4 protein-coding genes are annotated in these 3,130 nt (G+C 70.6%); all 4 read left to right on the top strand.

The window, feature by feature from the left end:
- The first annotated feature begins 464 nt into the window (after nt 1-464).
- The 4 genes from EAO77_RS39280 to EAO77_RS37215 all read left to right on the top strand — a co-directional run bounded on the left by EAO77_RS39280 (nt 465) and on the right by EAO77_RS37215 (nt 3,126).
- Nucleotides 465-626: a hypothetical protein gene (locus EAO77_RS39280; protein ID WP_187283604.1), complete on the top strand. Its 162-nt coding sequence runs from the start codon at nt 465-467 to the stop codon at nt 624-626.
- Between the two features lie 129 nt (nt 627-755).
- A complete protein-coding gene (locus EAO77_RS37205) occupies nt 756-1,643 on the top strand; it encodes a helix-turn-helix domain-containing protein (protein ID WP_147992686.1) in 888 nt (295 codons plus the stop codon).
- Nucleotides 1,603-2,058: a hypothetical protein gene (locus EAO77_RS37210; protein WP_147992687.1), complete on the top strand. Its 456-nt coding sequence runs from the start codon at nt 1,603-1,605 to the stop codon at nt 2,056-2,058. Before EAO77_RS37205 ends, EAO77_RS37210 begins: the two co-directional genes overlap by 41 nt.
- Nucleotides 2,059-2,727: 669 nt before the next feature.
- Nucleotides 2,728-3,126, top strand: a complete 399-nt coding sequence (locus EAO77_RS37215) for a hypothetical protein (RefSeq protein ID WP_147992688.1) — start codon at nt 2,728-2,730, stop codon at nt 3,124-3,126.
- Nucleotides 3,127-3,130: the final 4 nt, after the last annotated feature.

The following is a 3,130-nucleotide window of genomic DNA, read 5'->3' on the forward strand; positions in this document are numbered from 1 at the left end:
CGGTGACACAGGTGATCGGGGCGTGGGCGTTCGGCATCCTGTCGCGATGTGTGGCACGACGGCTCTTTGCGACTCCTCAGGCACCGGTACTGACCGTTTATGACCAACCGGCGGTGTTCCTGTGCCCGCGCGTGTCCGCGAAGGGCGTGGGGGCGGGCTGTGAGTGGAAGCGGCGGATGGTCATTCATGCCCACAGGATTACTTTGAGGCATGGACTGACAGCGCTTCGTAGTACTGTCGGCCAACCCGGACGCCCCGGGGAACAGAAGAGACCCCGGCCCCTGGTTTGGACGCCCTCGGCCGGGGTCTCTCTCAGCCAGTCATCACGTCAGTTCAAACGAACACGAGGGAACCCCATGCATTTCGACCGACTGCGACGGCTCAATATCGCCCTTTCGGGAGACCTGAGCCGTGACCGTATCATCCCGTCACGAGCGGGAGTTCAAACCCGGACAGCCGTTGCCATGGCTGTCACCGTCCGCGGAAGTCTCCTCGCGGGCCTGGTGACCGCACCGTTCACCCTCACGCCGGACACCAGCACACCCACGGCGCTCGGCGCCGCGGCACTGCTGTGTGCCGCGGCACGCGGATCGGCCCTGGTCTACCGCCGGTTGCGCGTGAACTGACCTGCCGGCCCGGGGCCGCCGCACACGCATTCGTGTCCGGCGGCCACCGTGGCCCGCACGCCGTCAGCAGCCGCCCGCCGGGCATAAATGCCCGCGCGGCGCGGCCCACGCCGCCCGAAAGAGGAAGCTGTGCCCACCCCATCGAACCGTCCCGTCGCCCTCGACCCCGCCGTCGACTACCTCCGCCAGGTCATCGAGGACTACGCCTCCGCCTCCGGACGGAACCTGGAGCGGATCCTCGCCCGCCCCGACACCCCGCCCGTCCTCGACCTCCTCGCCAACGCCCGCACCCAGCTCGAACTGCACGACTACCTGGTGACCGCACTCGTCTGGGAAGGCCACCGCCAGAAGATTCCCCCCGGGCAGATGGCCCAGAACCTGGGACTCAGCGAGGACCGGCTGCGCAAGAAGTACCCGCGCAAGGAAGCCCTCGCCAAGCTCGCCGACCGGCGCCGCCCGGTCAACCGCCGCACAGCCCGCACCGTCGGCGCCACCGGCACCGGCGCCCGCGACCCCCGCCAGCGCCTCGCCGTCGCCCTCACCGAGCTCTACCGCCGCAGCGGCTTCCCCAGCCAGCGCGCCCTCGCCGACGAACTCGGCGTCGCCCCCTCCTACCTCTCACGCCTGCTGTCCGGTCACCGCGCCGCCTCCTGGACCCACGTCCGCAAGATCGCCACCGCAGCCGGCGAGCGCCCCGAAATGTTCAAGCCCCTCTTCGAAGTCGCCATCGACAGCCCACCCGGTATCGGCACCGACCCCGCCGCCTACCTCCGCAACTACCTCGCTGCCCTGCGCTACGCCGACGGCAACCGCACCGACCGCAAGATCATCACCTCAGCCAAAGGGGCCCTCAAGGAGAGCGACGTGCGCACCGCTTTCCGCGGCCCCCGCATCCCGGACTGGCCCGTCATCGAAGCACTCGTCATCGCCCTCTACGCCACCCCCGGCCCCGTCGAGCCCCTGTGGAAGGCAGCCCATGACCGCAGCGACTCCGGCCTCCCTGCCGAATCCTTCTGAACCGCCCCCGCCCCGCCCCTCCTGCACGCTGCTCGCCAACGCCTTCGACGCCTTCTACGACTTCCACCGTCCCCTCTACCTCGCCCACGCCCACGCCAGCCTTCCCCCCGACGAGGCCCGGATCGTCGTCAGTCTCCTCTTCGACCTGGTCGCCAGCGCCTGGTCCACCATCGTCGCCGACCGCCGCCCCGCCGCCCGCGTCTGGGACCTCCACACCCAGGCACTGGCCCGCCGAACCCGCCCCACCACCCCGATCGAGGAGACCGTCCTGCTCCACGAGCAGCTCCACCTGAGCATCGACCACATCTCCACCGTCACCGGCCGCGACCCGGCCACCATCACCGCCCACCTCGCGGCCGGCCGCCGCACGCAATGCCGCCGCAGCAGCCGGACAGGCCGCTCCACGACCCCGTGATGCCCGGCCGCTCTACCTCACGCGCATGACCGTCACCACGGCGTGCCGGGTGGTCCGGCCACGGGCGTCGACGAGGAAGCCGGCCGGAGTGCTGGTGTAGGTCTGGCCGTCGCGGGTGCGCCCCCCGAGGCCCGTCGCCTGCCGGCTGGAGGTAGTGCGCGGCCGCGGCCGCGAGCGGGCCGGTGAGGCGCTGGGAGAGGGCGACGGCCCCGTCCGGGCGTCGTACGGCCAGCGGCCGGGACCGAGCGCCGGTGTAGCCGACGACGACCATGTCCTCGGTCTCCGCGTGCCGGATTTCTTGCCTTCACCGCGCTTCTTGGCCGTGGTTGGCGCCGGTTTCCCGGAGGGCGACCGTCAGGTGGTGGGCGGTGGTTGCCCGGAGCACTGAGGCGTGACTGCCTCTCTGGCGGCGCGCCCGGTTCGTGCTCCGGCGCACGCTCCGGCGATGGTGCATGAAGGATCGATTCCTTCTCGCCCAAGCGGGTTGCCCACCGGGTCTGGGACCTGTGCGGCCGTGTGAGCAGGGCACTGTTCGGGGCGCGACACCGGCACGCATCCGCGGCGCATCGTGCGGACCGCTTCGGCCGAGGCGTCCGGCGAGGACATCAGACGCGCCTCTCACGCGTGCGGACACGCACAGCAGCATTCCGACGAGGTAAGGGAGGACACATGGTTCAGGACACGGCATCAGCAGCCGGCGCTCAGGAGGAGGATCCGACGCGCTACGACTTCGGGGAGCTCGCCCGGGGCACCCGGAGCGAATCCGCCGACGGCGACGCGAAGGTCACGTGCGAGACGTACTACTGGGGCTATGAGCTCTACCTCAACCGCTACGCCTTCAACAAGTTCGTCGAACTCGGGTCGGGGTTCATGGGGACGATCGTCGCCAACCTCCCCTACCCGGTGAACCTGATCGTCGGCGCGCATCTCCTCACCCGGACCGCGTGGGCGATCGCGGTGAACAAGGGCACGGGGGTGAAGTTCACTTCCTGGTGGCCGGTTGCGGGCGCGCTCGTCCCCTCCGCCTGGCACGACGGGGAAGACACCCGGCCCACGCGGTCCGGGTGAGGAG

Source organism: Streptomyces sp. T39 (genome assembly GCF_008042045.1).
GTDB lineage: Bacteria > Actinomycetota > Actinomycetes > Streptomycetales > Streptomycetaceae > Streptomyces.